The organism is Bradyrhizobium genomosp. I (2014) (genome assembly GCF_000261685.1).
Taxonomy (GTDB): Bacteria; Pseudomonadota; Alphaproteobacteria; order Rhizobiales; family Xanthobacteraceae; genus Bradyrhizobium.
In genome coordinates, this window is sequence record NZ_AJQE01000090.1 from 1 (window position 1) to 2562 (window position 2562).

Annotated in this window: 5 protein-coding genes and 1 pseudogene; 3 read left to right on the forward strand and 3 right to left on the reverse strand. The window is 64.0% G+C overall.

The window, feature by feature from the left end:
- Positions 1-18: 18 nt before the first annotated feature.
- Positions 19-552 (reverse strand): hypothetical protein, encoded by a 534-nt coding sequence (locus IC50_RS08505; protein ID WP_035702980.1) that lies wholly within the window; start codon positions 550-552, stop codon positions 19-21.
- Positions 553-729: 177 nt separating this feature from the next.
- On the opposite strand from IC50_RS08505, the gene IC50_RS08510 reads away from it, so the two are divergent.
- On the forward strand, positions 730-1029 hold the full coding sequence (locus IC50_RS08510; RefSeq protein ID WP_035702982.1) for a DUF1330 domain-containing protein: 300 nt from the start codon (positions 730-732) through the stop codon (positions 1027-1029).
- A 4-nt stretch (positions 1030-1033) separates the two neighbouring features.
- Here the strand turns inward: IC50_RS08510 and IC50_RS08515 are convergent, their stop codons facing one another.
- Positions 1034-1294, reverse strand: a complete 261-nt coding sequence (locus IC50_RS08515; protein WP_035702970.1) for a hypothetical protein — start codon at positions 1292-1294, stop codon at positions 1034-1036.
- A 47-nt stretch (positions 1295-1341) separates the two neighbouring features.
- Positions 1342-1623 carry a hypothetical protein gene (locus tag IC50_RS08520; protein ID WP_035702973.1) on the reverse strand — a complete coding sequence of 94 codons (282 nt, stop codon included), beginning with the start codon at positions 1621-1623 and terminating at the stop codon, positions 1342-1344.
- Between the two features lie 156 nt (positions 1624-1779).
- Here IC50_RS08520 and IC50_RS08525 point away from each other — a divergent pair, with 156 nt between their 5' ends.
- Positions 1780-2178: a metallopeptidase family protein gene (locus IC50_RS08525; protein ID WP_035702975.1), complete on the forward strand. Its 399-nt coding sequence runs from the start codon at positions 1780-1782 to the stop codon at positions 2176-2178.
- Positions 2179-2316: 138 nt separating this feature from the next.
- Positions 2317-2562 (forward strand): annotated as a pseudogene (locus tag IC50_RS08530) (3-isopropylmalate dehydratase small subunit); the annotation flags it as partial.

The following is a 2562-nucleotide window of genomic DNA, read 5'->3' on the forward strand; positions in this document are numbered from 1 at the left end:
CTGTTCGAATAGCTCACATCACCAATACCGGTACGGATAGTGCCAGCGCGGCCAGCGGCAGACGCGGCGCGGGCCGTAATAGGTCCAGATGATTCTGCAGCGGCGCGGATAGTGGTAGTAGGGATAATAGCCGCCGACATAATAGCGCCGGTGGAAGTGGCGATAGCCGTAATGAGGGCGATGATAACCCCAGTGACGGTGATAGCCGCCATATCCGCCGTAGCGGACGCCGCCATAGCGATAGCCGCCGACATGGCTGTGACGAAAGGCCGGCGCGGCGCGGAAGCCGCCGATATGTCCTCCGCCATGGAAACCGCCACCGCGGAAGCCTCCGCCGTGAAAGCCGCCACCATGCCCGCCGTGCCCGCCGCCGTGACGAACCTGGGTGACGAGATCGTCGGTCGCAGCCTTCGTCGCGGGTGACGTCGCCGGATTGATCAAGCTGCGCGCTTCAGCGCGACGCGCGGTGCCGGCCGACAGCATCAGCGTCGCGGCGGCCGCGATCCCGAGCAAGCGCATCGGGCTTGTCCCGAGACCGAACATCTTCAGCATGGAATCCTCCCTGAATTTGGACAGCAGGGCTGCGACGCGACGTCTCGGCCGCGCCATTGCTGTTCAATTACGGTCGCTCCCAAGATTAAATTGCGGACACCGATGTGAACGCGCCATGAATGAGCGACACTGGGCTCCGCGATGCGACGCAGTGCCGCGACGGAAGGAATCTTGCAGATGACTGTCTACGCCATTGCGCAATTGAGGATGACGGACCGCGCAGCCTATGACCGCTATCAGGCGCGGTTCTTCGACGTGTTCAGAAAGCACGACGGACGGCTGCTCGCCGCGGACGAGCATCCGCGCGTGCTCGAAGGGGCATGGCCACATGACAAGCTTGTCATGATGTCGTTTCCCGACGAGGCCGCATTCCTCGCCTTCTCGAACTCGCCCGAGTACGAAGACATCTCGCGCGATCGCAAAGCGGGCGCGCAGGCGACCGTGCTGCTGGTCAAGGGGTTTGCGCCCGCGGGCTAGCGGTTCACCAGAACGGCCCGTAGCCGAACACGAAGGGTGCGGGCACGCCATAGGGATAGGGACGGTAATAGACAGGCCGCGCGTAATAGCGTGGATCGCGGCGTGCAGCAGGTCGCACGATCTCATGCGTACGCGCGGGCCGTCGCGCATCGAAAATCGCGATTCCCGCCGATGCCTCTGGCACCGATGCCCGGTGCGCCGCTGATGTGCGGGGCAGGCCCGCAGCGAGCGCGACGGCAACGGCCCATGCAACCCATCTCGCCATGATGACCCCGTGAGGCTTCCGCGCTGCGCGCTCGTGTTGAACCGGCGTCAGCCGGGGCGCCAATAGCAGCTCACACGCGGCACGATCACGGTGCCGCTCGGCCGGTATTCCTGCACATAGGTCGCGTTGCATTCGCGGACCGCATTGGGACCGGGATTGTAGCGCGGATAGACGCCGTCAGGGCTGTAGTAGGGCGTGACACGCAAGCGGGCAGGCCGGCGCTTGCGCGGCGGGGGGATGTCGTCCGGCGCGGCCGCCTGAGCGAGGCGAACCCCCGGGCTGGCGGTCTGGGCTTCGGCGCCAACGCAAAACTGCGAAAACAACCCCATGCACAGTAGAGTCAGCGCTGTTTTCGCTCGCATTTTTCCGCCCACCTGAAACGTCCCATCCGAGGGCCCACGCTCCCCGTTTTGGCGGCGCCCGTCAACCTCGCCGCGGTTATAAAGCCAGATGCATCCCCGCGGAACCCGCGGTATGAGGGACGCATGTGGACGGAATTGAAAGCCCCCTCGCTGGCCGAGATGGAAGCAATGGCTCACGATGTGTTCGAGCGCCTGCCAGCGGAATTTCGCGGGCTCTGCGAGGGCGTGATTGTTCGCGTCGACGACTTCCCGACCGAGGAAGTGCTGGACGAGATGGAATGCGAGAGCGAATTCGACCTGCTCGGGCTGTTCCAGGGCATCGGCCTGCCGCAACAGAGTTTTGGTGACGTGGCGCGGCTGCCCAACATGGTCTGGCTCTACCGCCGGCCGATCCTGGATTACTGGGCCGAGCACGACGAGAGCCTCGGCCATATCGTCCGCCACGTCCTGATCCACGAGATCGGCCACCATTTTGGTCTGTCGGACGACGATATGGCAGCCATTGAAGCCCGAGCGGAGTAGGAAGCGTCGCGACGCGGGAGGTGCACTCCCTCTCCCGCAAGCGGGAGAGGTAAGGCAGATCTGCCGAATTCGGCCTAGGATTCGGGCCCCGGACACGATAAATACGCCTTCCCTAGACCCATCCGGGAAAGCGCAACCATGGACAAGTTCACCACGCTGGAAGGCGTCGCGGCGCCGCTGAAGATCATCAATGTCGACACCGACATGATCATTCCGAAGCAGTACCTCAAGACCATCAAGCGCACCGGCCTTGGCAAGGGGCTCTTCTCCGAGCAGCGCTACAAGGACGACGGCAGCGAGAACCCGGATTTCGTGCTCAACCAGCCGGCCTATCGCAACGCGAAGGTGTTGGTGGCCGGCGACAATTTCGGCTGCGGCTCCCGC

Coding starts and splice junctions, on each gene's coding strand:
- IC50_RS08520 (WP_035702973.1), bottom strand. CDS start 1,623: ATGGGGTTGTTTTCGCAGTTTTGCGTTGGCGCCGAAGCCCAGACCGCC.
- IC50_RS08510 (WP_035702982.1), top strand. CDS start 730: ATGACTGTCTACGCCATTGCGCAATTGAGGATGACGGACCGCGCAGCC.
- IC50_RS08525 (WP_035702975.1), top strand. CDS start 1,780: ATGTGGACGGAATTGAAAGCCCCCTCGCTGGCCGAGATGGAAGCAATG.
- IC50_RS08515 (WP_035702970.1), bottom strand. CDS start 1,294: ATGGCGAGATGGGTTGCATGGGCCGTTGCCGTCGCGCTCGCTGCGGGC.
- IC50_RS08505 (WP_035702980.1), bottom strand. CDS start 552: ATGCTGAAGATGTTCGGTCTCGGGACAAGCCCGATGCGCTTGCTCGGG.